The following is a 26937-nucleotide window of genomic DNA, read 5'->3' on the forward strand; positions in this document are numbered from 1 at the left end:
ACTCTTTCATAAGTATTTTAGTCTTAATCAGCAAATGATAAATATACGAAAAATGCTAATGTAACAAGACATAAAGCCACCATGGCGGTTGTAGTCAAAGCCATTTATAAGCCCTCCTTAAAAAGATACCTGAATCTATTTAAGTTCTACAAATTACCTAATAATCCTTTAATTTATATATTTATAGTGAAAAATGGTATAAAAGATGCAACACGTATGTTGCATATAGGTATTTATCCTTTTTGGCGATTTTTGAAACATGGGGTATTATATATTCGTATTACCTGGAAAATCGCAGTATACTAAAAAAAAGGAACAACAGGAGGGGGGGATAATGGTTTGAAAACGGCAACATGGTTTAGGAAAAGTCTTGTCATTTTAGTTTCCGTTTTAACGTTTGGCCTTGTCACACCTACAGATTTGGCATGGTTAGCTGATGCTGACTCTTTAAAAGATTCGAAAAAAGGGGTAGTGCAAGAAGACCATACACCATTTCCTTCTGCACAGGAATCTAGTGGCTTCAATCATTTCGACCGTGATAACTTTTTATCGGATATTCTTGATAAAGCAGAAGAAAGCGCTTATGTGAAATTTGGTGAAAAAATAAACCCTAAAATAGGTGATGAGTTCAAAATGATCATTTTGCCGAAAATAGAAGAGACGGTAAACGATATGGCGAACCAATTTCCTGATGAAAAACTGCAACAGCTAACTATCACGGAGCGGCCAAGTGCAGGTAGATCCGAAAAAATTTTTCATATTTATGACTCGATAAGTGGAAATGATGTCATCCGATTCCATGTTAGGCAGGAAAATCCACCGTTAGAAGGATATTGGTTTAATTTTCATTATCACACGTACCACGATTCTTTTGCCACGCATTATGACATCGGGAAAATATATTGGGATAAAAACACTCCTCCCAAATGGACGAATCAAGATAGAATATCCTAAATCTCTTCGTTCATTGATTTTATCTAAAGGGAAGAGTATGATGATAATGAACATACATAAAGGTAAGTTCATAATGTTCTTTTTGGATACGTTGTTCTGCAACGTATTTATTTTGTGTGAAATAATACATAGCAAGAAAACTGCGCTGTGCCTCTAGAGAGCACTTGCAGTGAATTTTATAGTTTTGCAGAGGTGCTTTAATCATGTCAGTAGAATTGCTAAATAAAATCTTCCATACCTATTCCCAGTTTTTTGATTGGGACATGTGGGGGGAAGTACTAACAGACCCTGTTAGCTGGGGATTAATTGGGACCCTTGTCTTAATGGAAGGCCTTTTATCGGCTGATAACGCTTTGGTATTGGCCGTTATGGTTCGGCATCTTCCGGAAAAACAAAGGAAAAAGGCCCTTTTCTATGGATTATTGGGTGCATATGCATTCCGTTTCTTAGCCATTGGAATAGGTGTCTATCTCATCAAGATTTCTTGGGTAAAAATCCTCGGAGCTGTTTATCTTGCCTGGCTTTCATTCAAGTATTTCCGAGATAAGAGAAATAAACAGGCTAACCAGGATGAAGAGTTACAGGGAATGAGTAAAAATAGTTTATTAATCCGTATGTTCGGTAATTTATGGGGAACGGTTGTCGCTGTTGAGATGATGGATATTGCTTTTTCCGTTGACAGTGTCTTGGCTGCCTTTGGGGTGAGTGAAAAGATTTGGGTCCTCCTGTTGGGCGGAATGATCGGTGTCCTGATGATGCGGGGCGTTGCCGGAGTCTTTTTGAAACTGATTGATAAGATTCCCGAATTGGAAACGGCTGCCTATGTCTTGATAGGGTTCATATCGATTAAAATGCTTCTTTCGGTGGCGAAAATCGAAGTTCCACATGTCATCTTCTTTTTGACCATTCTTGTTATTTTTGGAACGACCATCTTGCTTCATTTTCAGAGGGAAAAAAAGCTTAAAGAACACAGTAAATAATCTTACGGAAAAGAGCTGACACCAAAATGGTGTCAGCTCTTTCTTTGGAAATAAAACTCAAATAGATGAAAAAGGAGAGTGAAAAATGTAAAAAAGAGCAAAGGGTATAACAGGTTTAGCCATAGTGATGTGAGGAATGGATGCAGCAAGATGCCAAAGAAAATCGAAAATAGCAATAAGTCTAGAATGATGAACACTTTTAAACTGTAAATTTCCAGTACTTCCTCGGCTAGTTCATGTGGTTCTGGCAGGATGAGACTTCTGTTAACTGGTTTCATGGTATCACCTTGAACCTTTTTTGATTATATTATTTTATATGAAAATACTGGGTGATCCGTGCCTCGTGAGAAAAGAATATTCCACTTATTTTTACCAAAAATACATCAATCAATTATAGAGGAGTTTCATGTTATACTAGAATAATAAATTGGGATTGAAGTATACATATTTCTTTGAAAAATCCTATTAAACCATGGAAAGGATGTAGAAGGTGACAAATAAAAAGTGGATTGGATTATTCATTTTGGCAGGCTGTTTCCTTTCCATGCTTTCCATCTCTTTTGCTAAGGAAGATGGTTTAAAGTGGAGGGACTTGAAAAAAGATAGCCTACTAAGGCAGGCAGCCATTTTTCAGGATCAAGAGACATTACAGAACTTGTTTATATATCCTGTAGATGAATTTGATGAAGAGGAAGCCTTAAACATAGTTGAAACAATCAATAAACTCCCGCATTCCCTTCAAGTGAAAATTATTGATCGGGGTGTGAAAATAAAGCTTTTCAGTGGGAGCCTGACAGACAATCGTTCTGCAGCTCATTTAAAGGGGCAGACACCAAGAGGGTATGTTAATCCCAGCACTACATGGGATGATGTTCCGGGTATGGGGGGCTCGCATATGGTCTTGGTTAAAATCGGCGCGAGCGATAAAGGTAACGGCCATAGTTCTATAAATCTCGAACTCCATGAAATTGCCCATTCCCTCGATAAAATCGTGTATGGCGGCATTCGTGAGGATATAAAGTATTTAAGCGTATGGGGAAAAGAAGTAGATGCACTGTTTCCTGGTCAACCTTATTTTTCTACATATCCCGAAGAATACTTTGCGGAAGCGTTTGCGATGTTTTATGTAAATCCGGAACAAAATCAATTGCTAAGATGGAAAGCTCCAGAGACCTACCATTTTATTAAACAACTAGATTGAATGATTTAATTCAATCGTAATTCACATTGACACATTGAACTGGTAACAGTAAAAAGTTAAAATAAGAAGAATGAATGTTGAAAAGGTGGTTTACCATGAAGCAATATTTGGATTTATGTAAGCATGTACTTGAAAATGGAACTCAAAAAGGCGATCGTACCGGAACAGGAACAATCAGCACCTTCGGATATCAAATGAGGTACAATCTGCGTGAGGGATTCCCTGTTTTGACTACGAAAAAAGTCAGTTTAAAAGCAATCATCCATGAACTCTTATGGTTTCTAAAAGGCGATACAAACGTACAATACCTTCAGGAAAATAATGTGCGCATTTGGAATGAGTGGGCTGATGAAGCAGGAAATCTAGGTCCCGTCTATGGGCATCAATGGCGCTCATGGGGTGCAGCGGATGGAAGGCAAATCGATCAAATCAGTGAAGTGATCGAGCAAATCAAAACGAACCCAAATTCAAGGAGATTGATCGTAAGTGCCTGGAATGTCGGAGAGCTTGAAGAGATGGCCTTACCTCCCTGTCATGCATTCTTTCAATTTTATGTGGCGGACGGTAAGCTTTCCTGCCAACTTTACCAGCGTTCTGCGGACGTATTTTTAGGTGTGCCGTTCAATATCGCTTCTTATGCACTCTTAACGATGATGATAGCCCAAGTATGTGACCTGGAGCCTGGTGAATTCGTTCACTCTTTTGGGGATGTCCATATCTATTCGAACCATATGGATCAAGTGAAATTACAGTTGACACGAGACCCTAAACCACTGCCTACGATGAAAATCAATCCTGCAGTGAAAGATATCTTTGAGTTTCGGTTTGAAGATTTCGAACTTGAAAATTACGAAGCTCATCCCCACATTAAAGGGAAGGTGAGTATATGATTTCCTTAATTGTAGCCATGGATGAAAAACGTGTGATTGGAAAAGATAACAAGCTGCCTTGGCATTTGCCAGCGGACCTTCAGTACTTTAAAAAGGTAACGATGGGTCACCCAATCGTCATGGGGCGCAAAACATTTGAATCCATCGGGCGGATTCTGCCTGGAAGGGAAAACGTCATCGTGACCAGGAATCATGAATTTAAAGCGGAAGGCTGCACCATTTTGCATGATGTTGATCAGATTAAGACGTATGCCGACAATAGTAAACAAGAGGTATTCGTTATAGGGGGAGCGGAAATCTTCAAAGAAATCCTGCCAGTAACCGATCGGTTATATATAACTGAAATACATGAAGTCTTTGAAGGGGACACGTTCTTTCCAATCATTAATGAGACGGAGTGGGAAACCGTGGAGACGACCCCTGGGGTAACAGATGATAAAAATCTATATGCCCATGATTTTATTGTTTTACGAAAAAAATGATATTAGTAACCGATTTATGGTGAATAAGCCATAGTCGGTTTTTTTGTACAAAACCAAAGAGATAGAATTTTTAGAAAAATCAGTTACATACTTATGATAAAGTGCTATAATTATAGAATTGATTAGGAAGGAAATGAGGGATAACTATGAACCAGACAGCATCAGTGAATAGGGGGATTCAGTTGGAGGATATTCTAATTGCCTATAGAGAATTGAAGGATATTGTCTTACATACACCTTTACAAAAGAATCAGCGTTTATCCAGTAAGTATGAATGCAATGTCTATTTGAAACGTGAGGACCTTCAACATGTTCGTTCCTTTAAGTTAAGGGGAGCTTACTATAAAATGAAAAGTTTGACTCAGGAAGAAACAAAGAATGGTGTCGTGTGTGCAAGTGCCGGGAACCATGCACAGGGAGTGGCTTTTTCCTGCAGTGAGTTAGGAATCAATGGGAAAATTTACATGCCTGCTACGACGCCAAGGCAGAAGGTCGATCAAGTCCGGTTATTCGGTAGGGATAATATTGAAATTGTCTTAATTGGTGATACATTTGATGACGCATTCGCAAGTGCAATGGAATGTTGCGAGAAGGAAGGGCGTTCTTTCATCCATCCTTTTGATGATGAAAAGGTGATTGCCGGTCAAGGCACTACGGCGGTTGAAATCCTGAATGATTGTGAAGATAAGATTGATTATGTGTTCGCAGCAATCGGTGGCGGCGGATTAATGGCTGGGGTTTCAAGTTACTTCAAATCAGTGTCCCCTGATACGAAGTGTATTGGAGTAGAACCGCTCGGAGCCGCGTCCATGAAAACTTCCTTCCAAGAAGGAAAAGTCGTTGAACTTGAGAATATCGATACGTTTGTAGATGGTGCAGCCGTGAAGTGTGTAGGGCAAATGACTTACCAAACATGTAAAGAGAATCTTGAGGATATCGTTGCAGTGCCTGAAGGCCATATCTGTACGACGATTCTCGATTTATATAATCAGCATGCCATTATTGCTGAACCAGCGGGTGCTATTTCCGTATCAGCTCTTGATTTTTACAAAGACCAAATAAAGGGGAAAACGGTCGTGTGCCTTGTAAGTGGGGGTAATAATGATATAGGCCGTATGCAGGAAATCAAGGAAAAGTCCTTATTATATGAAGGCCTGCTATATTACTTTATCGTGAATTTCCCACAACGTGCTGGAGCATTAAGGGAATTTCTTGATGAAGTGTTGGGACCCAATGATGATATTAGTCGATTTGAATATACGAAGAAAAATAATAAAGAGAGTGGCCCGGCCCTTGTTGGTATTGAGTTAAAAAACAAATTTGATTATACAGGACTTATTCAGAGAATGAATAAGAAGGGTTTCTCAAGCGTGGAAGTCAATAAAGACAGCAATTTATTCCACTTATTAATTTAAACTAGACAAAATTTTAAATTAGGTTAGAATAATATATATATTTTTACATATTATTCAACTTATCCAGCAGTCGTGTTTTGTCGATAATTGTTACCGTTGTATGACGATTTGCCAGGTTCCTTTCATTTGGCTGAAAATGGTATTATAATTAAAAGCAGAATAGGTTGAATTATAACATCGAGGGGGATGTATTCATGTCGAATATTGGAATACCTGGTCTAATTATCATCTTGGTATTGGCCTTAATCATTTTTGGTCCGAAGAAGCTTCCCGAAATCGGACGTGCTTTTGGACAAACGCTTCGAGAATTCAAGAAATCCACGAGTGAACTGACAAAAGGCGACTATGAAGAGGATAAGAAAATACAACAACCAAAAAATCATGAATGATTAAATGCAGGGCGTAAGATGGACCTTCTTACGTCTTTTGTTCTGTAGCAAAGAAACGGATTTTCAAATGAAGGCGTGATTTATTTTGGAAGATAAAGAATTAAATATCATCGATCATCTCGATGAATTGAGAAAACGGCTAATCATTACGACTGTAGCTTTTTTCGTCTTTTTTATTGTCAGTTTTATTTATGTGGAAAAAATCTACTATTGGTTTGTTAAGGATCTTGAATTCGAATTAATGGTCTTAGGTCCAAGTGATATCATCTGGATTTACTTCATGCTTTCAGGAGTAGTTGCCATTGCTGCAACGATTCCGATTATAGCACTTCAAATTTGGTTGTTCGTTAAGCCAGCTTTAATGCCCAATGAAGTGAGGGCCACCCTTGCCTATATTCCAGCTCTTTTCATCTTGTTTATTGGAGGCCTTGCTTTTGGTTATTTTGTCATTTTTCCGACCATCCTTCAATTTTTAATTGAACTGGGTGAAGGCATGTTCATAACCAATTTCACCGCAGATAAGTATTTTTCATTTGTCTTCAATATGACGATTCCTTTTGCCTTTTTATTCGAGCTACCAGTCGTTACGATGTTCCTGACCTCCATCGGTCTTATCAACCCTTACGTGCTTCAAAAATTAAGGAAGTATGCTTACTTTGTTCTCGTGGTCATTGCTGTTTCCATCACACCGCCAGATTTCATGTCTGATTTTTTGGTCACGGTTCCCTTACTGTTACTTTACGAAGTTAGTATTTCGCTTTCTAAAATTGTCTATCGACGAAGGGTAAAACGGGAGAGCTTGCTGGAAGAAACTCTTAATAATGAAGATGGCATATAAAAAATGGCCCAAAGGATTTATTCCTTCGGGTCATTTTTTATGGCTGAAGTTATTGAATCGGCATCATTCAGCCATAAAGTTGATTAGATCCAAATAAGATATATGCCTTTTTACAAAGTTTTCTTCTGATTTTCAACGTATATGTGTCCAAGAGAATCATTATTCTGAAAAAAATATAAGCTTTAGTTTGAAAGCGTACTTTGAATAGGTATAATACAATAGATACGTTAATTTAGGGATGTGTAAAGATGAATAAAGTGAAGATTGTAACGGATTCAACAGTGGATATGACCCCAGAAGAATTTGAGTATTATGGCATTACAATGGTCCCCTTGTCGATCTATATTGATGGAGAGACCTTTTTGGATAAAGTGGAAATTGAACAGGATGAATTTTTAAGAAGAATGAATCAGTCAAAAGAACTCCCTAAAAGCTCCCAACCGGCAGTAGGGACTTTTTTAGAAGTATATAATGAACTTGGAAAGGATGGCAGTGAGATTATTTCAATCCATATGACTGGTGGCATGAGTGGTACAGTACGTTCGGCTGAAAGTGCAGCAGGGATGTCCGATGCTAAAGTTACCGTTTATGATTCGGAATTCATCTCAAAAGCCATGTCATTCCAAGTGATAGAGGCTGCCAAGATGGCGAATGAAGGCAAAACCACCGAAGAAATAATGCAAAGGCTTGAGACCATTAGAAAACAGTCGAGTCTAATCATTGTCATTGAAACGCTGGACAATCTTGTGAAAGGCGGAAGGATTGGCAAAGTATCAGCATTCATCGGATCTCTTTTACATATTAAACCGATTGCACTTCTGGACGGAGGCGTGCTGAATCCCGTTTCAAAAGCAAGGAGCCAATCACAGGTTGTAAAATTCATTTCAAAAAAATTCAAAGAAGATACACAAGGAAAACAAGTCAAAGGCATTGGTTTCGTCCATGCAAATGGCTATGAAATGGCCGATAAAGTTCGCAAAGCGATTACTGAAATTTCAGGGGTCCAGGATATTAAGTTAGAAGCTACAACGGCTGTGGTCAGCACACATACTGGCGAAGGTGCCATGGCCATCATGTATTACTGGGATTGATGTTCGCTTTTAGTACCTCCTAAAGAGCAGGAGATGATAGCTAAGTAATGTAGTCAAATGTTCATTTTATGATAAAAATAGTGCTGTTTTCCTACTGGTGGTCTGGTAGAATGAAAGAAGTGACAGAATATTTATACATAAAAGGCGGGGTATGGATGAGGAAGCTGCATTTGTTGAAGGCAGCTATGGGCATTGGGGTATTGTTGATGCTGGCAGCATGTGGTTCAACTGGGGTGCCTGATGCGAAGAATTGGGATATCGAAGATTTTAGTTATGTGGACCAGGATGGGGAACCCTTTTCCAAAACTGATTTAAAAGGAAAAGTCTGGGTAGCCGATTTCATTTTCACAAATTGTGAGGATGTTTGTCTCCCCATGACTGCCAATATGGTGAAGTTGCAACAAAAACTGAAGGATGAGGGAATTTCAGATGTTGAGTTCGTGTCATTTTCCGTGGATCCTGAAGTGGACAAGCCTGATGTCTTGACAGCATTTGGCGACCAGTTCAACGTCGATTACAAAAATTGGCACTTTTTGACTGGTTATGGTCAAGATGAAATCGAGGCATTTGCCAAGGATAACTTTAAAACGATTGTATTGAAGCCTGACAATGAAGATCAGGTGATTCACCAGACAAGGTTTTATCTAATGGATCAAGAGGGAAAAGTCATCCGGGATTACACGGGACTTCAGGATATTCCTTTTGATGAGATGATTAAGCATATAAAAATACTACAGAACTATTGAACAGGAGAATGACCTGTTCAATAGTTTTTTAGTTTCTATAGTAATCACGGAATGACGTATGGAACAAATAGCTGTTACGAAGAATGAATTTACTCATCAGGTACATGCTAAAATTCATGGGATAAGCTTTAATTCCCAGCTTTTTTTCATACTATACAGTGATAAATACAAATAAAACCGACAAGTAAAGGTCAAATTGATTCAATTTTATATTTTCCCCATGATATAATATTTAGGTAGGGAAGGTGAGGTTATGAGACACAAAATCACCTGTCTTTTTATATGCCTAGTTTGGATTTCAGGTTGCTCTCAGAGGACTACTTCAGAACAGCCACTCGTTCAGCAGCATAATGTTGTTGAATTAAGCAAAAAGGAAACCATTCCAGCCAGCTTTTTTCCGGATCCTGTTCAAATCGTGTCAATAGGTGATTCCCTAACTCAAGGTGTCGGCGATAGTAAAGATAATGGGGGATATCTCCCTTACTTGCAGAAAAATCTTGAGAAAGAGCCATCTATTACTTCAGTTGAGATGATCAATCACGGAGTTCGGGGAAACCGGACCGACCAATTATTAAAAAGGTTGGATAAATCCCGTGTTCAAGAAGATATTGAACAAGCCGATTCCATTGTCGTCACAATTGGTGGAAATGATATCATGAGAGTATTTAAACAGAATTTCTCCAACTTGGAACTGAACCAATTCGATTCAGCTAAAATAGGGTATGAAAAAAGATTAAGACAGATATTGGATAAGGTGCGCTCTGAAAATCAACAGGCACAGATTTATTTAGTGGGCGTGTATAACCCATTTTCAAAGTGGTTTGCTGATTTTTATGAACTAGATGAAATCATGAATGATTGGAATGATAGCGGAAAAAAGATTATCACCGAATATGATTCTGCATATTTTATCGAAATAGATGATATTTTCCAAAATTCCAAAGAAGACTTGCTATATACGGAAGATTACTTCCATCCCAATGATCGGGGATATGAATTGATTGCAGAAAGAATCTATAATAACATGGAAGTTTTAACAATCGGAAAGGATACAATGGAAGCTAGCGCCAAAGGAGATGATGACCAAGAATGACAAAAGTCAAATGGAAGACTTTGTTTATTACTTTATTAGCCGTTAACATCCTGGTCATCCTTTCAATCCTGGTTTTAATTAATTTACCGGCAAAAGATTCAGATATGAAGCCAGTTGTAACTAAGGAAGAAGATATCCAGTTTCAGATTCATACAAACCGGGAAGATTTGACCCGATTAATCAACCAGTATCTTGATAAAGAAGGCTTGACTGGATTGATACATTATGAAGTGTATTTAAGAGATGAAGTGGAGTTATACGGGAAAATGCCTTTTTTCAACCGTGAAGTGGAAATGAAATTAACATTCGAACCCATTGCGCAAAAGAACGGGGATTTGGTTTTAAAACAAAAATCGATTGCGATTGGCCAGATGAACCTTCCTGTTTCATATGTGATGAACTTAATTAATGAACGGTATAAAATGCCGGATTGGGTCACCATAAATCCCAATGAGGAAAACATATATGTGTCTTTACAGGACATGAAATTAAAAAGTGACGTCAGGGTCAAGGCTAATGAATTTGATTTAAAGAATGATGATATTTCATTTTTATTAACTGTCCCCTCTTCTTTACAATAAGTGAAAATGAAAGATGAAAAGCCAGGTCAAATGCATCCTGGCTTTTCATCTTTTTTTGTATTAAGGTGTTAAGATAAGTGTTTCTAAGCCAGGTTGACCCTGACTGGTGCCGATTATATAAATGGATAATGGGGTATTTGCCTGAATATCTGTATTGGGTAAGGAGAGGGCTACTTCTTTCGAATCGGCTTTCCTTACTTCAAAATCGACTTGCATGGGGTAGAGATTCAGGTATTCACTTGCTTTGCGATACGGAAGTCTTGAAAATACGACATCGCCATCCTTTACAGCGATATCCACCGGTGACGTATCAAAAGACAAGTGGACAAATCGAACCTTGGATTCATCTTGGGGGACATAAGGATTGTCTTCGAAAGTAAGTAGTTTTGGCATTTCATTGGATCCTGTAGCAACGACAGTATACAGTTTTTCACTTTCCAGATCGACTTTACGGCTAAGGAAGGTGGACGTGGTTTGTCCGGCAGGATATATATCAATTTGGTATTTACCCGGGGGTAAAGATAAATAGTTGCTATTGTCTTTGTAAGCGAAATTCTGAAGGATGCGCATTTCGTTTACATATACATCGACCGCAGGTGCTTTTGGAGCTGCATGTAAAATACGGACCTGTGCCGGTTTTACCGTATTGATTTGTTCACTTCTCATTGGTTGCATGGCTTTTTCCATGCTCTTTAAGTGTTTATGATAATAATAATCATGTAAATGTGGGTTAGTATATTTATAGTAGCAGGATAATGCATCATAATTCATGGCCTTTTGTAAATGTTTGTCTTTATGGTTCATGTCTATCACCTCTCATTTGAATCATTATGAAGACATCATATGGTAGCATGCTTGGGCATGTGTCTTTCGTATACTCAAATTTGATTGATTTTTTTAATCAGTCCAGTTTCATCAACAAAAGAAGTTTAGACAGCAGATGATTTTACATGACCTTATAAAAGGTTTAAAATGCATTCAATAGAACTTTTCCAAAAAAGGAGGATATTACAGTTGACCAACCATTTAGACAAAGCAACATTTGCTGGAGGATGTTTTTGGTGTATGGTAAAACCCTTCGATGAACAGCCTGGTATTGAATCTGTCATTTCCGGTTATACAGGGGGGACAACGGAGAATCCTACATACAAAGAGGTTTGCTCGGAAACGACGGGACATTATGAAGCTGTTCAGATTACCTTTGACCCTTCCATCTACCCTTATAAAGATTTAGTTGAATTATTTTGGCAACAGATTGATCCAACAGACGCTGGAGGCCAGTTCTTTGATCGTGGTAGTTCCTATCAAACGGCCATTTTCTATCACGACGAAAAGCAACGGGAAATAGCGGAAGCTTCCAGGGCAAACCTACAGGAGAGCGGCATTTTTTCTAAGCCCATTGCGACACCCATTCTACCGGCCAAAACCTTTTATCCGGCAGAAACGTATCACCAGCATTATTATAAAAAGCAACCAGAGCACTACGAGAGATATTCAGTTGGCTCCGGGCGCAAGGCTTTTCAAAAACATCATTGGGGGGAAAAGAAATGAGCAGTAAAGATGATTTGAAGAAAAAATTAACACCCATTCAATATGAAGTCACACAAAATAGCGGGACAGAGCCTGCTTTTCATAATGAATATTGGAATTTGAATGAAGATGGACTGTATGTGGACATTGTTTCCGGTACACCGCTATTCACTTCCAAAGATAAATTTGACTCCGCCTGTGGCTGGCCAAGCTTTACCAAGCCACTGGATGATGGTGAAGTTGTGGAAAATTTGGATACAAGCTATGGCATGAGAAGGATCGAAGTGCGTTCAAAAACGGCCGATTCCCATCTTGGACATGTGTTTGATGATGGACCAGGACCAACCAAGTTACGATATTGCATCAATTCTGCTTCGTTAAGATTCATCCCACTCGAAGATCTTGAAAAAGAAGGATACGGTGAATATAAGAAACTGTTTCTTTAATAAACAAGTAAGCCCCTATCATCCTGTGATAGGGGCTTACTTGTTTTAGTGGTTTGAATCATTGGTGATGATGGAAGAAAGCCGCACATGTGTGGTAGGGAGGTCCTTGGAGGTTTCTCTCCCTGAAACTACAAAACGCACGGTGTGAGGACCGGGAGAAAGGCCATTGGCGATGAATAAATACCTTTCGCGGGCAAAGGGCCACCACGTATGAAGGGATGTATTCAGTTTGCCGTCAATGAATACATCAACTTCTCCGCCATCTGGGCTTCTGAGTAATTTAACTCCAAGTATATTTCCTTCGAATCGGTATTCAATATAACTCCCTGTCTCATCACTTGTGTAATAACCGCCTCTTGGTCTAAACCCCACCATTGAATCATAGTTGTCATTATCTCTTAAATTTATTTCGGAGCCTTGATGAAATTTAGGAGGAAGACTAGCGACAGGTTTTTCTTTTTGTGCATTTTCAATAAACTTTTGGTAAATCGCATTTGCATAGAATTGATAGCCAAGGCCATTTGGATGAATCAAATCTTTCGTCAATTCCTTGTCAGTGAACCCTGAAGAATTGAAAACTGGACGCATGTCAATATTGGTGGCCCCATAATAGTCAGATAACAGACCGATAGCATTCGCAAATTCCTCGTTTTCCAAACAACTTTCCGTAATCGTGAACAATTCAGCATGAGGATATAGGTGCTTTGCTTTTCTAATCAGAGCCTCGTACGTCATTTTGAAATCGTCCACATTCATGTATTTACGATCATTTTCACCGAATACAATGAAAATCAAATCCTTATGGCCCATTCTTTTTATTTGAGAGAGCTTATAAAGACCTTCAAAAGCAGTGGAGCCGCTTTGAACAACGTAATCCCCTTTAAAGGGAACTGAATGGTGCTTGCTCATTTTATTTTCCAGTTGTTTAAACCAAGTTTGACTCGGATTTTCAGCCCCGGACCCCCTGCCTATGCTATCGCCAATAATCAGATAGTCAATCGGCTGACCATCCTGGTATTTTTGGTATACATTTAAGTTCTCATCGGAACCGTATGTTTTTGGAACTTTTTGAAGGATGTAAATGAGAAGGAGTGTGAGGACAATTCCTGCGAATGGAATGAGGGATTTCGAGACTTTTTTCAATTCATTTCCTCCGATTAACATTATTGTAGGTTGGTGTGGTAAGTATAGGCCGAAAAGCATATTTTAACCTTATTATATCGCAAATTTAAGGTAATACAATAAGGTTTGGTTTCATTTCCCGTTTTTAAAACCAATTGATTACACGTTTTATTGAGGGGGATTTATATAGAAGAATGGAGGAGTTTTTGCTTAAATAAAAAAAAATGGGCAAATACACAGACCAAGGCGGGCATATCGACATATGGTAAGGGTGTAAAGAGAAAACAGAAATCAAGAAGGAGTGAAACTTTATGTACGGATATGGTGGAGGATATGGTGGCGGCTGCGGCGGCGGTTATGGTTACGGCGGAGGATACGGTGGCGGATGCGGTGGCGGTTTTGGTTCAGGCTTCGCATTAATCGTTGTCTTATTCATTCTGTTGGTTATCATCGGCGCATCATTCTGCTGCTAAATATAACACTAAAAGACCAGCTATCAGCTGGTCTTTTCTTATGGAGGCCATTCTTTATAACAGAATTACCCAAGATTAAGCCTTGGCTAGGGACTGGCTCAAGGGTGGAGTTTTAAAAGGGATTCGATTAAGAACATATGTTTCTTTTGTGTTATAATCAATAATGAGCCATGATTTTCTTTTGTTCTGTATATCTGCTAAAATAATTTAAGATGTAATATATTTAGGGGGAAAGAGATATGAAACCTTCTCGTTTAAAACGCGGGGATGAAATCCGGGTTATTGCACCATCGAGAAGTCTTGCGATTGTAAAAGGTGAGCAACGCAGACTGGCAGAGGAAAGATTGGTGGACCTCGGTTTTAAAGTTACATACGGTAAAACAGCTTTGGTACATGATGACTTTTTCTCGAATTCGATTGAGGACAGGGTTGAAGATTTGCATGATGCGTTTAGAAATCCGTCTGTAAAGGCAATCCTTGCTGGCGTAGGTGGATATAATGCCAATCAATTGCTACAATATATCGACTACGATTTAATAAAAAAGAATCCTAAAGTTTTGATGGGCTATAGTGATATTACGGCCATCGGTTTGGCCATTTATCAAAAAACTGGTTTGACTACATATTCTGGTCCTGATTTCTCTACTTTTGGGATGAAGACTGGGCTGGACTATACAATGGACTACTTTAAGAAAGCGGTTCTTATGGATGATGGCTTTGATTTAGAACAAAGTGAAACCTGGAGCGATGATTCATGGCATCTGGAGCAGGAGGACCGTTCCTTCCATCCAAATTCGGGATATATGGTCATACAGGAGGGCGAAGCAGCTGGTACCATCTTAGGTGGCAACCTTTGTACGATAAATCTTTTGCAGGGGACGGAGTATATGCCATCGTTACGGGACCGCATTCTTTTTATTGAGGATGATGAAGAAAGCCATCCTTTTAGTTTCGATCGGGATTTACAATCCTTGCTACAGTTGCCTGATGCAGATGGTATCAAGGGAGTTATCATAGGTCGATTTCAAAAGGATTCAGGGATGACACCTTACGCCCTTCAGCAAATCATTGCAACTAAGAGGGAACTGAATGGTATCCCTGTCATAGCGAATGCAAACTTTGGTCATGTCCATCCTTTTGCTACTATACCGATGGGCGAAAGTGTTAAGATGACCGTGAGGAACGGTAACGCGAAAGTGACCATCCTCTCTTGAAAAATAGATGGACTTATCGTCAGACTACCTATATATAGGGCAACTTAAGAGGATGAACCGAGATTATCGGTCATTGTCTGTATCGGTCCCTGTTTTTGGGTAAAATAGGGTTTTATCCCTGTTCATTTTCCTATTTTACAAGCATTATTAGGGAATATGAGGCTAATAGTTCAAATTCTTTATTTTTCTGATATAATACTAAGAGATTTAAAATAGAAAAGGTGATTATGTGTTATTAACAATTCCCGCATCCATTCGTTTAGAAGGCGCTTTATCCGAGTATAATAAAAAAGGCCGGGTAAGCCATACCTGTTTCGTTTGTAACGAAGACACTTCTAATGGGGATGCAAGCAACTTGAATTACTATAAGTTAGGTACTAAAAAAGTCTGTCTTTCTTGCATGAAACATGTCTTGCGTCATCCATCATTAAAAGAGTATGAATACGTACATACCTCAGTCATTGACAAAGCGGCTTTTTATAAAAGTGTGCTGGCTATTTTAAAGGATGAAAGCTTCATAGATTCCATTCGTCAAGACAAACTAAATAGCTCATTATAAGAAAAAAAGTGTATCTCTCGTGGATACACTTTTTTTTGTCGTATTTCCTTACTTTCCCCGCGGTGAATAGATTCCCCATCCTTCTAAAACCTTCCTATAAAAATAGTTTGAAAGAGTTGCAACAATTCCTTAGCAAGATTTCCCTAGTGGGGACATACACTTTAGCATAAGCCATAATTGGTGGTAGAAGGAGAGTGTGGGCATGGAGCAGTCTTCATTGATCAAGCCGTTCCTTGGCGTCGCCTATCCGACAATTAGTCATGGGAAGGGCGTCTATTTATACGATAAAGAAGGGAAGGACTATCTGGATGCATCTTCCGGTGCTGTAACCTCCAATATTGGTCATGGGGTGCAAGAAATTGCAGATGCCATGGTTCAACAGGCAAGCCAAGTGTCATTTGTGTATCGTTCCCAGTTCACGAGCGAGGCAGCAGAGAAGCTTGCCCGAAAAATTGCAGATTTAACCAATGGGAAGCTCCCCTATAGTTTTTTTGTTAATAGTGGTTCAGAAGCGACCGAAACTGCACTAAAGATTGCCATCCAGCATTGGCAGGAAAAAGGGAAACCCAGGAAACAAAAGATAATATCCAGATGGATGAGCTACCATGGCATTACGATCGGCGCTCTTTCAATGTCTGGTCATCCTATACGCAGAGAGCGATTTACCGCTCTACTTGAATCATACCCTTCTGTTGCTCCTCCTTATTGTTACCGTTGTCCATATCAATTAGATCACCGAACATGTGGGATGGCCTGTGCTTTGGAGTTGGAATCATCCATCCGGCGCATTGGTGCAGATAACATCGCAGCATTTATATGTGAGCCAGTTATCGGTGCAGCAGGTGGGGCAATCGTTCCGCCTAATGGTTATTTTCAGAAACTAAAGAAAATTTGTGAGGAACATGACATTCTATTCATTGCTGATGAGGTTATGACTGGATTCGGTCGGACAGGTAAGATGCTAGCCTCTGAACATTGGGGAGTAGAACCGGATATTATTACGTTTGGGAAAGGGATAAGCGGGGGGTACACGCCTATCGCTGCCGCTGCCATGACGGAAAAAGTGTTGGAACCCATCATGAATGGTTCCCGTTCAATCATGGGCGGACATACACTTAGTGCCAATCCATTGTCGTGTGCCATAGCGCTTGCCGTTTTGGAATATATGGAGGATAACGATCTCGTAGAACACTCTGCTAAAAGAGGGAAGGAGTTATTCAACGGTTTAAAAAAGCTTGCAAAGAAATACTCGTTTATCGGGGACCTCCGCGGTAGGGGTTTATTGATCGGGATGGAATTTGTCCAGGATAAAGAAACGAAGGAACCTTTTCCAAAAACTTTAGATGTGACTGCTGAAATTATAAAGGCGGGGATGAACAATGGGATTATTTTATACCCTGCATCAGCGGGGCTTGATGGCATTAACGGGGCAGCCATCATCATTTCTCCGCCCTTAATCATTACAAAGGAAGAGAGTGCTGAATTGCTAAGGAGACTGGACTCAACCCTCCGTGAATTTAAAGATAAGATCCTCCCTGGATATCTGCCGTCTTAAATAAGGAAGTGAACAGAATTGAATGATAATGCATTCCATAAAGTTTGCCGTTTTGAGGATGTCCTGCATCTCTTTGAAGACGGACAGTCCATTCTTTTTGGCGGGTTCGGTGGAATTGGCACTCCTCCGGGCCTCATCAATCTAATCTTGGAGACGGGTATACAACACTTAACTTTAATCGGAAATGATACTGGCTTCCCTGATATCGGAATAGGTAGGCTGGTTACTCAAAGGCGGGCAAAAAAAATCATTGTTTCTCATATCGGTTCCAATCCGAATGCCGGACTATCCATGAATAATGGAGAGTTGGAAGTGGAGTTCTCTCCGCAAGGTACACTGGTTGAACGAATCCGTGCAGGGGGGATGGGTCTTGGCGGAATATTAACCGATATTGGTCTGGATAATGATATCGTCAGGAAAGGGAAACAAACCGTCAAAATCGGGGAGAAAAATTACCTAGTGGAACCTGCATTGACTGCCGATATCGCTATCGTTTTTGCAGCAAAAGCAGATCCCTATGGCAATCTCATATTCGACAAAAGTGCTCGAAATACAAACCCACTCGTGGCAACGGCAGGTCAAATCACGATTGTGGAAGTCGAGGAAATCGTTCCTCTGGGCAGCATGGATCCAGAGAAAATCATTGTACCTGGTGCTTTTGTAGATTATATCATTCCTTCAAAAGGAGTCGATTGGAAATGGGTTTGGGAGCCGAGGCGAGAAATCGATTAGCCAAAAGAGCGGCAGCTGAAATTAGGGATGGCATGCTGGTCAATTTAGGTATCGGCATTCCATCTTTAGTGCCGAATCATCTACGAGCCGATCATCAAGTGATGTTTCAAGCAGAAAATGGGATTGTTGGTATGGGAAGCTCTCCAGCCATGGGCCATGAAGACCCACATCTTTGTAATGCAGGAGGCCTCCCCATAACCATCCGGGAAGGAGCATCCTATTGCGATAGTACACTCGCCTTTGGGATGATTCGCCGTGGCCTTGTTGATGTTACGATCTTAGGTGCTCTTCAAGTAAGTGAATATGGGGATCTGGCAAATTGGATTGTTCCCGGTAAGCGAGTACCTGGAATGGGTGGGGCAATGGAACTTGCGGCAAAGGCGAAAAAAGTCATTGTCCTAATGGAGCACACCGACAAAGACGGTATCTCTAAAATAATGAAGAACTGTACATTGCCATTAACGGCGAAACGATGTGTACATAAGGTTATCACGGAACTGGGCGTTTTTTCTGTTACTCCAAAAGGTCTCCTATTAACTGATTTATTCGCTTCCACTACAATAGAAGAAGTCAAGAAAAGAACGGAAGCCGATGTTAAAGTGTCTAGCAAGCTTTGTATAGTAAAAGAATGAGAGAGGAGTATGAGGGCATGTATGAAGAGCAAATCAGTGCATGGTTGAAAGAGCATCGAAATGATGGCATTAAATTACTTCAAAAATTAGTGCAGGAACCCAGCAAACGCGGGCAGGAAGGGAGTGCACAAGCCATCGTCGTCGAAAAGTGCCGGCAGATCGGTCTTGACATCGACCTATGGGAGATTGGGGATGGTGCACTAAGAAATCATCCTCATTTTTATTGTGACCGAAAAGATTTTAAAGGGAATCCCAACCTTGTCGCGGTTAGGAAGGGAAGTGGCGGCGGCAGGTCGCTTATATTGAACGGTCATATCGATGTCGTTCCTGAAGGTGATAGAACAGCATGGAAGGATGATCCATTCAGTGGAAAAATAGAGAATGGGAAAGTGTATGGGCGGGGGACGACGGATATGAAAGGCGGGAATGTTTCATTATTATTAGCGCTCGAATCCATCGTTGAAACAGGCATAAGGTTGAAGGGCGACGTGATATTTCAGAGTGTAATCGAAGAGGAAAGCGGTGGGGCGGGTTCACTCGCAGCTGTATTGAGAGGATATAAAGCTGATGGAGCGATCATTCCAGAACCAACGAACATGAAATTTTTCCCCCTTCAACAAGGATCGATGTGGTTTCGACTGAAAATAAAAGGCAAATCAGCACACGGGGGAACCCGGTATGAAGGACAAAGCGCGATAGATAAAGCTTATCTTGTAATCGAGGAAATCAAGAACCTTGAAAAGGAACGTAACCAAAAGATGGATCATCCACTTTATCATAATATCCCCATCCCCATTCCCATTAATATCGGGAGCATCCAAAGTGGGAATTGGCCTTCTTCTGTGCCTGATACAGCGATTCTAGAAGGTAGATTTGGAGTTGCCCCGAAGGAAACCATGGAAGCGGCACAACTCTCCTTGAAAAACAAGATTGACGATTTGAATCGTAAGGATAATTGGTTCAAGGAAAAACCAATTGAATTGGAATGGTTCGGAGCTAGATGGATACCGGGAATCCTGGAATTGGATCATCCGTTGATTCAGGCATTGTCCACCCACTATGAAAAAGTCATGGGAGAACAGCCGACTGTGGAAGCTTCCCCTTGGGGAACGGATGGAGGGTATTTATCTTCGGTCGGTTCCATACCGGTAGTGGTTTTCGGACCAGGCGAAACAAAATTGGCCCATGATGCCAATGAATATATAGAAGTGGATAAAATGTTGGAATCGGCCGAAATCATTGCACGAACAATTTTGGAATGGTGTGGAGTGGAGGGACATATAAGGGGTACCGGGTCTGATTCCTAAAATAGGGTCAGGCCTTCTGTTACACTATTAGATAGAGAAGGAAGGAGAGAGCCGAATGGATATTGTTGAAAAAAGAATTCAATTGTCCCGTTCTACACTACATATAACGATGGATCGTTTTAATAAGCGCGTACGGGTCGAAGACTATTTGGGCCATTTTCAAGATTGCGTCGAAGAATCTTTGAAAGCAGCTGATAATATATCAGCGGAGAAAATCATATTTAAGGCACGAACGGAAAATGTACTGGATCTGCTGAGCAAAGGTTTTTTATATGAGGGAAGTATCGATAAGTTCTTTTTAGGAAGTGATTGCCACTTCCTTGTTAAATATACCCAAGATCAGCGAAGGGCCAGTTCTCATTGGATCAAGGAGGATGAAATTCTAGAAAATGTACAGAAACTTCCAACAAAAGTAGAGCTAGAGGCCCCCCCATCAACCTATATAGGAAGGAAGGCGGAGGAAATAGATGCCGTGAAGCTTGCTGAATTGTACGGAAAAGTATTTGAAATTTACCCAACCCCAATGAATGAACCAGAATATGTGAGGAAATGCATGAAAAGCGGGACGGTCTTTTACATGTACGAACATGATGGAGTAATCGTCAGTGCGGCATCCGCTGAAATAAATGACTTCTACCGTAATGCGGAAATAACGGATTGTGCAACACTGCCGGGTCATCGGCAGTATGGATTAATGAAGCACTTGATTGAGAAGCTTGAAAGTCACCTCGTCTCACATGACATTTATTGTATCTATTCTATCGCAAGGGCGCTATCATTCGGAATGAATGCAGCATTGCATCAGCAAGGCTATTATTACAGGGGTAGATTAGCCAATAACTGCTTCATTTTCGATAAATTGGAGGATATGAACTTATGGGTGAAGAACTATACATGAATGCCCATTTTCGGGCATGCATATGACAAGTTTTCGGCACTACTTCATATATATGATGGAAGGAATGTGAGAGAGGGGGAAGACATTGATCAGTGAATGTTTTAATACAAATCAGGTCTTAGAAGCGATTCTGGCAAGCATTGATGAGGGAATTCATGTAATCGATCCAAAAGGTCAAACGATCTTTTATAATGAAGTGGCGGCCAACCATGATGGAATGAAGGTAGAGGAAGTGCTTGGAAAACCACTGCTTGAAGCGTTTCCGTCCTTAAATCATAAATCTTCGACCTTGCTGCGTGTCATCCAATCCGAAAAGCCCATCTACCATCATAGACAATCTTATGTAAATGCACATGGTCGAATCATTGAGACCTTCAATACAACCCTGCCTATATATGTAGACGGTTTCATAATGGGGGCAATCGAAATTGCGAAAGATTATTCTAGCCTGAAACAATTATCGGAACGCTTAGCAGACTTGGAAAGCTCTCTTAAAACGACGACAAGAAAAGAAAAAAAAGTAGCCACGAATGGTACGTTATACACTTTTGCTGATATTCTAACCCAAGATCCACCATTTGAAAAGTTGATTGCACAAGGGAAAAAGGCTGCCCGGTCATCGTCTTCGGTTTTAGTTTATGGTGAAAGTGGTGTCGGAAAGGAACTTTTCATCCAAAGTATACATCACAACTCCAATAGGCGAAAAAAGCCCTTCATTGCACAAAATTGTGCGGCACTACCTGAAAATTTATTGGACTCGCTTTTATTTGGGACTTCGAAAGGTAGTTACACGGGAGCTGTCGAACGCCAGGGATTATTTGAGCTGGCGAATGGAGGGACTCTATTTCTTGATGAACTGCAATCGATGCCCATTGATTTACAGGCGAAGCTGCTTCGTGTACTTGAGGATGGGGCCGTTAGGAGGATAGGGGCGGCAAAAAGCATTCAGGTAGATGTCAGGATCATGACTGCGATGAATGTAAACCCGAAGACGGCTGTCACGGAGAAAAAGCTCCGTGAGGATTTATTTTATCGCTTACATGTTTTGAGCTATGAGCTACCGCCGCTAAGAGATCGTCCAGAGGATATTTTATTGCTTACGGAGCATTTTATTATAAACTTTAACGAGAAGATGAATCGCTCCGTAAAAGGAATCGATGAAGAGACCAAGGGAATCCTACATGCCTATCATTGGCCAGGTAACGTAAGGGAACTCAAGCATACGATTGAGTTCATGATGATACATGCCGAAAGTGAAGTCTTGACAGCGGGTGACTTGCCCCCATTTTTAAAAAAGAGTACAGTTCCTAAAGAGAAGGTATTGCCGCTGCGGGAAGCCATGAAGGAAATGGAAACAAAACTTATATCAGAGGCACTTTTGCAAACCGAAGGAAATGTCTTTCAAGCTTCAAAGCTATTGGACATCCCGAGGCAGACCCTCCAATATAAAATCAAGAAACATACTTGAACGCTAAAAAATCCGGTATATCGTATATAACCGGATTTTTTAGCGTTCATATTTAGTTTTTGGGCAATTTTGGCACCCTTCTTGCATTAAATACTACTAACAAGACTTAGGAGGTATGGCTATGTTATTTGATTTATATAAACCAGATCGTCATTGGAAAGATATAGAGTTATGGAAAGATGTAACTGATGAACAATGGAACAATTGGTTGTGGCAATTGACAAATACAATAAGAACTGTGGATGATTTGAAGAAAGTAATCGACCTTACTCCAGACGAAGAGGAAGGGGTGCGAATCTCCACCAAAACGATTCCCTTAAACATTACCCCCTATTATGCGTCACTTATGAATAAAGAGGACCCTAGGTGTCCAATAAGGATGCAATCCGTGCCCATATCGGAAGAAATGCATAAAACTAAGTATGATATGGAGGATCCACTACATGAAGATGAGGATTCACCCGTACCGGGATTGACTCACCGGTATCCCGACCGTGTGCTTTTCCTGGTGACGAACCAGTGCTCGATGTATTGCCGATATTGTACGAGAAGGCGTTTTTCAGGTCAAATTGGCATGGGCGTTCCAAAGAAACAATTAGATGCAGCAATCGGCTATATTCGGGATACACCAGCGGTCAGGGATGTGCTAATTTCCGGTGGTGATGGATTATTGATCAACGATACCATCCTCGAATATATCTTGAAGAATGTGCGAGACATTCCCCATGTTGAAATAATTAGAATCGGTACACGGGCTCCAGTGGTTTTTCCTCAGCGTATCACTGAAAACCTGTGTAATATTCTAAAAAAATATCACCCGGTTTGGTTAAATACGCATTTCAATACGTCGATAGAAATTACGGAAGAGTCGAAGAAAGCGTGTGAGATGCTCGCGGATGCGGGTGTGCCAGTCGGAAACCAAGCTGTAATCTTAGCGGGCATTAACGATAGTGTCCCTATCATGAAGAAGCTAATGCATGACCTTGTCAAGATCCGTGTACGCCCTTACTATATTTATCAATGCGATTTGTCAGAAGGAATTGGTCATTTCCGGGCTCCGATATCTAAAGGAATCGAGATCATCGAAGGCTTACGGGGTCATACATCCGGTTATGCAGTACCTACATTCGTTGTTGATGCACCTGGAGGCGGAGGGAAAATCACTTTACAGCCAAATTACATCCTGTCTCAATCCCCGACGAAGACAGTCCTACGGAATTTCGAAGGTGTAATCACGACCTATCCGGAACCGGAGCAGTACACACCGGGACTTGCCGATGATTATTTCAAGGGGATTTATCCCGATGTTGAAGCAAAACAGTCAGATTCAGGGATAGCGGGTCTTATGAACGACAAACAATTTAATTTAGTACCTGAAGGCCTGAAACGGATGAACCGTCGTGAAAAGTACCATACCAACCCAGAACATGCCTCTTTAAAAAACCAACGCGAAAAACGTGACCAGCTAAAAGAAAAAAAATTTCAGGCACAGCAGATAAAAAATATAGCTCCACAAAGTGAAAAGGAAGAAGGGGAGTAAAATGGAAGTATGTCCGTGGTGTGAAACAGGAAAACTCTCTTCCATAAAAGGTACAGTTTATTGGGAATTACCGGATGGAACGAGGGCTGTTGAGATTACCGAAACGCCATCATCCTATTGTGAAAATTGTAACGCCCTATTTCAACGTGATGAAATCGTGAAAGAAATTGAAGACCAGCTGTTTTTAATTGATACGAAACAGCTAGATAAGCAGACTACGTATGAGGAACTATTAAAGATGAAGCGAATGCTGAAACGGAATTATTTTGACTTTTCTTAGGAGGAGCGAATTCTATAAAAAATACAAACTATGATTTTTGATAAAACATTTATCTGATCCTCGGGATTGGATAGATGTTTTTTTGAATTGAACCTAGATAAAATCGGCTAAACGGACTGATTATAAGTGCAAGGATAGCTGAGGTTTTCTGCAGAAAAAGCCCCTAATATTGTCCACTATAACTCTTTCACACTAATGTCCGACGATCTCTTCTGCAGCAAGTTCCATGTAATAATTAATAGGCTTAGACTAGAATAAGCTACTTTCCTTATTTTATAAGTTTAGAAAAACTTTTCCATGTTCGTTTTTAGTTGGTTGAGTAACGCGGAAGGGAGGGTGTACGAATGTTCAAAAGGATGGATTATTATAGTTAAAGCCACCATATCTTAATCCTGGTGGCTTTAGGTATATGTTGATCTAGGTGCGTAGTTAGCCTATTTATAGTTTAGGCAAAGTGATGAAAAAACATGTTCCTTTTCCGAATTGACTTGAAACACGTATGCTGCCACGATGGAAATCCACTACCTCTTTGACAATTGCCAGTCCCAGACCAGTGCCTTCTTTTGTCCTAGAAGCGTCCGCTCGGTAAAAACGTTCGAACAAATGAGAAAGTTCTTCTTCTTTAATCCCCATACCGGTATCTCGAAATTGAATGAAAACATCATCGTTTGTTTCTTCAACGATAATTTTAATGGAACCGTTCGGTTTATTGTACTTTAAAGCATTTGTAAGTAAATTATCCCAGACAGTTTCCAATAGACCTTCATCACCATTGAAACGGATTGGTGCAATTTTATAATATAGTTCGATGCCCGAATCTTCAATGAGCCACAAATATTTTTGAATCAGCGTCTTAAGTTGTTCATCCAATGCAAATGAGGAGCGTTTTAATGCACGTGTAGGCTGATCTAAAAAGGTTAGCAGTAGTAATTGCTTAGTTAAGAGAGATAATCGCTTAGTCTCTGTCTCGATAATCGATGTGTATGTTAGGCGATCTTCTTCTGTAATGCTGGGTGACTTCAATAGTTCAGAATATCCTTGGATATTTAATAGCGGCGATTGGAAATCATGAGAAACATTGCTTATGAATTCTTTTCTTGATCGATCTGTTTCCTGTAATTGCTTCGTCATTTGATTGAAACTTGATGCAAGCTGTCCAATTTCATCGCGTCGTTTAACCTTCAGTAGAAGGTCATAATTTTCTTTTGATATTTGTTTAGTGGCTTCCGTTAATTGTGTAATGGGTCGTATTAATTGTTTCGCAACAAATAGCATTCCAATCAGGCTGATTATCGCCATGGATATGATCAAACAAGCCAATATTGTATGCACTTCAGAAAATAATAAGCCAATATTGGGCCGAAGGAAGACCCCATACTGTTCGCCATTATATATAAAGGGGACACCGACAGTATTGATAATTTTATTCGTAAAAAAACCTGTCATGAATGACTGATTTGGATAGTTCTCCATACCATGAAAGATATTTCCTTTAAATACCGTTTCTTTGGCGGAAGGGGGTAATTCTGACGTTTTAAATGCCCCTCCAAAGAACTGAGAATAACCAGATTCCCCGACAACATAAAATTGATACCCTATATCGCCAAGTGTCGATAAATAATGTTCTAAATCCAAATCAGGCGTACTCTCGATATATCGTGTAATATTTTGTGCTATGGCGACATTCTTTTCATCATTTTGTTCCTTAGTAACCAGATGGTAATACGTGTTTGTTAAAAAAAAGCCGACAATTGTACTGAATAGCATAAGGCTTAACGTAGTGATAATGAACTGTTGATACAAGGTTTTCATGAATGTTGAACCTCTAATTTATATCCTAAACCACGGATTGTGTTTATTTCGATATTAGCCCCTAGACGATCCAATCGGTTTCTCAGGCGTTTGATATGTGTATTAAGGGTCAGGCCGTCACCTTCATAATCATGTCCCCATATTTGTTCCATGATGGTAAATCGCTCGATGACATAATTGGGCCGATTTGCAAGTAATGATAGCAATTCAAATTCCTTTAAGGGCATGATCAGTGTTTCTGATTCGGTTGACACTTCAAAAATTTTACGATTAATCGTCACATTACCGATCCGAATGATATTTTGGCTGTCCTTATCAAATCTTCTAAGGATGACGGCAATCCGAAATAGTAACTCTTTAGGTTCAAAGGGCTTTACTACATAATCTTCGGAACCTGCTAGAAACCCTCTCGTTTTATCTTCTAATTGATCTTTTGCCGTTAACAGTAGAACAGGAATTTTATAATCTTGGTTGAGTATTTTTGTCAACTCAATGCCATCCATCCCGGGCATCATCACATCAACTACGGCTAAGTCAGGAACTACTTCTTCTAATAAGTAAAGCGCCTCTTTCGCATCATTAGCTTTTATGACATCATATCCTTCCCGCATTAAATGAATACTTACCAGCTGTAATATATGTTTGTCGTCATCACAAACCATTATTTTCAATACAATCACCTCAAACCATTTTTTGCTTTATATGTACA

At 40.1% G+C, this 26937-nt stretch carries 29 protein-coding genes; 25 read left to right on the forward strand and 4 right to left on the reverse strand.

Translation table 11 applies throughout. The annotated features are described in order from the left end of the window. The first annotated feature begins 339 nt into the window (after positions 1-339). The 12 genes from ACIQXR_RS02370 to ACIQXR_RS02425 all read left to right on the forward strand — a co-directional run bounded on the left by ACIQXR_RS02370 (position 340) and on the right by ACIQXR_RS02425 (position 10660). Positions 340-954 (forward strand): YpjP family protein, encoded by a 615-nt coding sequence (locus tag ACIQXR_RS02370; protein WP_402869008.1) that lies wholly within the window; start codon positions 340-342, stop codon positions 952-954. A 203-nt stretch (positions 955-1157) separates the two neighbouring features. After that, positions 1158-1934: a TerC family protein gene (locus ACIQXR_RS02375; RefSeq protein ID WP_402869007.1), complete on the forward strand. Its 777-nt coding sequence runs from the start codon at positions 1158-1160 to the stop codon at positions 1932-1934. Between the two features lie 490 nt (positions 1935-2424). Beyond that, positions 2425-3135, forward strand: a complete 711-nt coding sequence (locus ACIQXR_RS02380; protein WP_403079415.1) for an anthrax toxin lethal factor-related metalloendopeptidase — start codon at positions 2425-2427, stop codon at positions 3133-3135. Positions 3136-3230: 95 nt separating this feature from the next. Then, complete coding sequence (locus ACIQXR_RS02385) at positions 3231-4025, forward strand: thymidylate synthase (RefSeq protein WP_403079417.1); 795 nt, start codon at positions 3231-3233, stop codon at positions 4023-4025. Continuing rightward, positions 4022-4507: a dihydrofolate reductase gene (locus tag ACIQXR_RS02390; RefSeq protein WP_402988173.1), complete on the forward strand. Its 486-nt coding sequence runs from the start codon at positions 4022-4024 to the stop codon at positions 4505-4507. The genes ACIQXR_RS02385 and ACIQXR_RS02390 overlap by 4 nt, the downstream gene beginning before the upstream one ends. Before the next feature lie 146 nt (positions 4508-4653). Further along, complete coding sequence (gene ilvA / locus ACIQXR_RS02395; protein WP_402868999.1) at positions 4654-5922, forward strand: threonine ammonia-lyase IlvA; 1269 nt, start codon at positions 4654-4656, stop codon at positions 5920-5922. A gap of 194 nt (positions 5923-6116) precedes the next feature. Next, positions 6117-6311, forward strand: coding sequence for a twin-arginine translocase TatA/TatE family subunit (gene tatA / locus ACIQXR_RS02400; RefSeq protein WP_402868997.1), 195 nt, complete (start codon positions 6117-6119; stop codon positions 6309-6311). Positions 6312-6396: 85 nt separating this feature from the next. Then, positions 6397-7149 carry a twin-arginine translocase subunit TatC gene (tatC, locus tag ACIQXR_RS02405; RefSeq protein ID WP_403079419.1) on the forward strand — a complete coding sequence of 251 codons (753 nt, stop codon included), beginning with the start codon at positions 6397-6399 and terminating at the stop codon, positions 7147-7149. A gap of 248 nt (positions 7150-7397) precedes the next feature. Beyond that, complete coding sequence (locus ACIQXR_RS02410; protein ID WP_402868993.1) at positions 7398-8240, forward strand: DegV family protein; 843 nt, start codon at positions 7398-7400, stop codon at positions 8238-8240. Between the two features lie 155 nt (positions 8241-8395). Beyond that, on the forward strand, positions 8396-8986 hold the full coding sequence (locus tag ACIQXR_RS02415) for an SCO family protein (RefSeq protein WP_402869866.1): 591 nt from the start codon (positions 8396-8398) through the stop codon (positions 8984-8986). A 253-nt stretch (positions 8987-9239) separates the two neighbouring features. Continuing rightward, positions 9240-10079, forward strand: coding sequence for an SGNH/GDSL hydrolase family protein (locus tag ACIQXR_RS02420; RefSeq protein ID WP_402868991.1), 840 nt, complete (start codon positions 9240-9242; stop codon positions 10077-10079). Next, positions 10076-10660, forward strand: a complete 585-nt coding sequence (locus tag ACIQXR_RS02425; protein ID WP_402956801.1) for a YpmS family protein — start codon at positions 10076-10078, stop codon at positions 10658-10660. Before ACIQXR_RS02420 ends, ACIQXR_RS02425 begins: the two co-directional genes overlap by 4 nt. Positions 10661-10720: 60 nt before the next feature. Here ACIQXR_RS02425 and ACIQXR_RS02430 read toward each other — a convergent pair whose 3' ends face one another. Next, positions 10721-11464: a DUF4397 domain-containing protein gene (locus ACIQXR_RS02430; RefSeq protein ID WP_402868987.1), complete on the reverse strand. Its 744-nt coding sequence runs from the start codon at positions 11462-11464 to the stop codon at positions 10721-10723. Positions 11465-11725: 261 nt separating this feature from the next. Here ACIQXR_RS02430 and msrA point away from each other — a divergent pair, with 261 nt between their 5' ends. Together msrA and msrB are read left to right on the forward strand one after the other, a co-directional pair. After that, positions 11726-12211 carry a peptide-methionine (S)-S-oxide reductase MsrA gene (gene msrA, locus ACIQXR_RS02435; RefSeq protein WP_402869865.1) on the forward strand — a complete coding sequence of 162 codons (486 nt, stop codon included), beginning with the start codon at positions 11726-11728 and terminating at the stop codon, positions 12209-12211. Continuing rightward, positions 12208-12636 (forward strand): peptide-methionine (R)-S-oxide reductase MsrB, encoded by a 429-nt coding sequence (gene msrB / locus ACIQXR_RS02440; RefSeq protein WP_402868984.1) that lies wholly within the window; start codon positions 12208-12210, stop codon positions 12634-12636. Before msrA ends, msrB begins: the two co-directional genes overlap by 4 nt. Positions 12637-12681: 45 nt before the next feature. Here the strand turns inward: msrB and ACIQXR_RS02445 are convergent, their stop codons facing one another. Beyond that, entirely contained in the window at positions 12682-13779 is a 1098-nt protein-coding gene (locus ACIQXR_RS02445) for an SGNH/GDSL hydrolase family protein (RefSeq protein WP_402868982.1), read from the reverse strand. 290 nt (positions 13780-14069) lie between these two features. On the opposite strand from ACIQXR_RS02445, the gene ACIQXR_RS02450 reads away from it, so the two are divergent. The 11 genes from ACIQXR_RS02450 (at position 14070) to ACIQXR_RS02500 (ending at position 24416) form a co-directional block, all read left to right on the forward strand. Beyond that, positions 14070-14231, forward strand: coding sequence for a YjcZ family sporulation protein (locus tag ACIQXR_RS02450; RefSeq protein WP_402868981.1), 162 nt, complete (start codon positions 14070-14072; stop codon positions 14229-14231). 239 nt (positions 14232-14470) lie between these two features. After that, positions 14471-15445, forward strand: a complete 975-nt coding sequence (locus ACIQXR_RS02455) for a S66 family peptidase (RefSeq protein ID WP_402868979.1) — start codon at positions 14471-14473, stop codon at positions 15443-15445. 229 nt (positions 15446-15674) lie between these two features. Beyond that, positions 15675-16004 carry a hypothetical protein gene (locus ACIQXR_RS02460; protein WP_402868977.1) on the forward strand — a complete coding sequence of 110 codons (330 nt, stop codon included), beginning with the start codon at positions 15675-15677 and terminating at the stop codon, positions 16002-16004. Positions 16005-16206: 202 nt separating this feature from the next. Beyond that, on the forward strand, positions 16207-17559 hold the full coding sequence (locus ACIQXR_RS02465; RefSeq protein WP_402868976.1) for an aspartate aminotransferase family protein: 1353 nt from the start codon (positions 16207-16209) through the stop codon (positions 17557-17559). A gap of 18 nt (positions 17560-17577) precedes the next feature. Next, complete coding sequence (locus ACIQXR_RS02470; RefSeq protein WP_402868974.1) at positions 17578-18291, forward strand: CoA transferase subunit A; 714 nt, start codon at positions 17578-17580, stop codon at positions 18289-18291. Beyond that, positions 18258-18923, forward strand: a complete 666-nt coding sequence (locus ACIQXR_RS02475; RefSeq protein WP_402868973.1) for a 3-oxoacid CoA-transferase subunit B — start codon at positions 18258-18260, stop codon at positions 18921-18923. The genes ACIQXR_RS02470 and ACIQXR_RS02475 overlap by 34 nt, the downstream gene beginning before the upstream one ends. A gap of 17 nt (positions 18924-18940) precedes the next feature. Then, entirely contained in the window at positions 18941-20230 is a 1290-nt protein-coding gene (locus tag ACIQXR_RS02480; RefSeq protein WP_402868971.1) for a peptidase, read from the forward strand. 55 nt (positions 20231-20285) lie between these two features. Further along, the gene (gene ablB / locus ACIQXR_RS02485; protein ID WP_403079421.1) at positions 20286-21128 is read left to right on the forward strand and encodes a putative beta-lysine N-acetyltransferase; all 843 of its coding nucleotides are present in this window, start codon (positions 20286-20288) and stop codon (positions 21126-21128) included. 85 nt (positions 21129-21213) lie between these two features. After that, the gene (locus ACIQXR_RS02490) at positions 21214-22596 is read left to right on the forward strand and encodes a sigma-54 interaction domain-containing protein (protein ID WP_402868968.1); all 1383 of its coding nucleotides are present in this window, start codon (positions 21214-21216) and stop codon (positions 22594-22596) included. A 121-nt stretch (positions 22597-22717) separates the two neighbouring features. Further along, positions 22718-24136 (forward strand): lysine 2,3-aminomutase, encoded by a 1419-nt coding sequence (kamA, locus tag ACIQXR_RS02495; RefSeq protein ID WP_402868966.1) that lies wholly within the window; start codon positions 22718-22720, stop codon positions 24134-24136. A gap of 1 nt (position 24137) precedes the next feature. After that, the gene (locus ACIQXR_RS02500) at positions 24138-24416 is read left to right on the forward strand and encodes a YokU family protein (protein WP_402868964.1); all 279 of its coding nucleotides are present in this window, start codon (positions 24138-24140) and stop codon (positions 24414-24416) included. Positions 24417-24854: 438 nt separating this feature from the next. Here the strand turns inward: ACIQXR_RS02500 and ACIQXR_RS02505 are convergent, their stop codons facing one another. Beyond that, complete coding sequence (locus ACIQXR_RS02505) at positions 24855-26228, reverse strand: HAMP domain-containing sensor histidine kinase (RefSeq protein ID WP_402868961.1); 1374 nt, start codon at positions 26226-26228, stop codon at positions 24855-24857. Continuing rightward, positions 26225-26899: a response regulator transcription factor gene (locus ACIQXR_RS02510; RefSeq protein WP_402868959.1), complete on the reverse strand. Its 675-nt coding sequence runs from the start codon at positions 26897-26899 to the stop codon at positions 26225-26227. The genes ACIQXR_RS02505 and ACIQXR_RS02510 overlap by 4 nt, the downstream gene beginning before the upstream one ends. Positions 26900-26937: the final 38 nt, after the last annotated feature.

The sequence above is a fragment of the Peribacillus sp. NPDC097224 genome (genome assembly GCF_044761985.1).
In the GTDB taxonomy this organism is placed as follows: domain Bacteria; phylum Bacillota; class Bacilli; order Bacillales; family DSM-1321; genus Peribacillus.

Excerpts from the sequence above, each read along its gene's own strand:
- ACIQXR_RS02375 (WP_402869007.1), top strand. The coding sequence starts at position 1,158 with ATGTCAGTAGAATTGCTAAATAAAATCTTCCATACCTATTCCCAGTTT.
- ACIQXR_RS02385 (WP_403079417.1), top strand. The coding sequence starts at position 3,231 with ATGAAGCAATATTTGGATTTATGTAAGCATGTACTTGAAAATGGAACT.
- ACIQXR_RS02390 (WP_402988173.1), top strand. The coding sequence starts at position 4,022 with ATGATTTCCTTAATTGTAGCCATGGATGAAAAACGTGTGATTGGAAAA.
- ilvA (WP_402868999.1), top strand. The coding sequence starts at position 4,654 with ATGAACCAGACAGCATCAGTGAATAGGGGGATTCAGTTGGAGGATATT.
- tatA (WP_402868997.1), top strand. The coding sequence starts at position 6,117 with ATGTCGAATATTGGAATACCTGGTCTAATTATCATCTTGGTATTGGCC.
- ACIQXR_RS02410 (WP_402868993.1), top strand. The coding sequence starts at position 7,398 with ATGAATAAAGTGAAGATTGTAACGGATTCAACAGTGGATATGACCCCA.
- ACIQXR_RS02415 (WP_402869866.1), top strand. The coding sequence starts at position 8,396 with ATGAGGAAGCTGCATTTGTTGAAGGCAGCTATGGGCATTGGGGTATTG.
- ACIQXR_RS02420 (WP_402868991.1), top strand. The coding sequence starts at position 9,240 with ATGAGACACAAAATCACCTGTCTTTTTATATGCCTAGTTTGGATTTCA.
- ACIQXR_RS02425 (WP_402956801.1), top strand. The coding sequence starts at position 10,076 with ATGACAAAAGTCAAATGGAAGACTTTGTTTATTACTTTATTAGCCGTT.
- ACIQXR_RS02430 (WP_402868987.1), bottom strand. The coding sequence starts at position 11,464 with ATGAACCATAAAGACAAACATTTACAAAAGGCCATGAATTATGATGCA.
- msrA (WP_402869865.1), top strand. The coding sequence starts at position 11,726 with ATGGTAAAACCCTTCGATGAACAGCCTGGTATTGAATCTGTCATTTCC.
- msrB (WP_402868984.1), top strand. The coding sequence starts at position 12,208 with ATGAGCAGTAAAGATGATTTGAAGAAAAAATTAACACCCATTCAATAT.
- ACIQXR_RS02450 (WP_402868981.1), top strand. The coding sequence starts at position 14,070 with ATGTACGGATATGGTGGAGGATATGGTGGCGGCTGCGGCGGCGGTTAT.
- ACIQXR_RS02455 (WP_402868979.1), top strand. The coding sequence starts at position 14,471 with ATGAAACCTTCTCGTTTAAAACGCGGGGATGAAATCCGGGTTATTGCA.
- ACIQXR_RS02465 (WP_402868976.1), top strand. The coding sequence starts at position 16,207 with ATGGAGCAGTCTTCATTGATCAAGCCGTTCCTTGGCGTCGCCTATCCG.
- ACIQXR_RS02475 (WP_402868973.1), top strand. The coding sequence starts at position 18,258 with ATGGGTTTGGGAGCCGAGGCGAGAAATCGATTAGCCAAAAGAGCGGCA.
- ACIQXR_RS02480 (WP_402868971.1), top strand. The coding sequence starts at position 18,941 with ATGTATGAAGAGCAAATCAGTGCATGGTTGAAAGAGCATCGAAATGAT.
- ablB (WP_403079421.1), top strand. The coding sequence starts at position 20,286 with ATGGATATTGTTGAAAAAAGAATTCAATTGTCCCGTTCTACACTACAT.
- kamA (WP_402868966.1), top strand. The coding sequence starts at position 22,718 with ATGTTATTTGATTTATATAAACCAGATCGTCATTGGAAAGATATAGAG.
- ACIQXR_RS02500 (WP_402868964.1), top strand. The coding sequence starts at position 24,138 with ATGGAAGTATGTCCGTGGTGTGAAACAGGAAAACTCTCTTCCATAAAA.
- ACIQXR_RS02505 (WP_402868961.1), bottom strand. The coding sequence starts at position 26,228 with ATGAAAACCTTGTATCAACAGTTCATTATCACTACGTTAAGCCTTATG.